Here is a 687-nt window from a genome sequence, read left to right as displayed (position 1 = left end):
AGCCTTTTCCAGAGCAGAGATTTCAGCGGTAAGCTCGGACTGTTCCTTTTCGTATTGAGCGTCCAGAGTGGCGTATCTGCTGTCGGACAGCTTTCCTAAAATGTTGTCCTCATAGATTTTACAGAGCAGGACTTCCAGTTCGGACACTCTCTGCTTTGCGGTGGCAAGGCGTATCCGCTGTTTCTTAACCTCTGCTGTCTGCTGGCTGGACTGCGCTTCCTGTACCACTCGGACAAACTCGGCTCGGTCATGCTTCGCATACTCGGCAATGGCTTTGAGCATTTCGGAAACAAGGGACAGTACCACATCTTCATTGATACGGTGCTGGGTCTTGCAGAGTGTCCCGCAAGGAACTTTTGTGTACTGTGAGCAGGTGTATTGAGAAATGCGCTTGCCGTTATTGGTGCGGTGGACATACATCTTGCCGCCGCAATCGGCACAATAAAGCAAGCCTGTGAGGGGAGCTGCTTCGCCCCAGCCGTCCGGGTAGCGTCTGACATTCCCACGGATTTTCTGCACAAGGTCAAAGGTCTGCTGGTCAATGATAGCTTCATGGGTATTCTCGAAAATCGTCCATTCGTCCTCCGGGACATAATGGCTTTTCTTGTCCTTGAAGTGCTTTCGAGTCTTGAAGTTGATGGTGTGTCCCAGATATTCACGCTTTTCAAGAATGTTGCAGATGGTGGA

1 protein-coding gene is annotated in these 687 nt (G+C 50.7%); it reads right to left on the bottom strand.

The features are described 5' to 3' along the window. Positions 1–687, bottom strand: a 687-nt coding sequence (locus tag DW642_RS16380) for a recombinase family protein (RefSeq protein ID WP_242991218.1), incomplete at both ends; no start/stop codon positions are given.

Origin of the sequence: Blautia sp. AM23-13AC (assembly GCF_003435675.1) — a bacterium.
Lineage (GTDB): Bacteria > Bacillota > Clostridia > Lachnospirales > Lachnospiraceae > Fusicatenibacter > Fusicatenibacter saccharivorans.
Note: the sequence above shows the minus strand (reverse complement) of the source record. Positions and strands in the feature narration are given on the sequence as shown.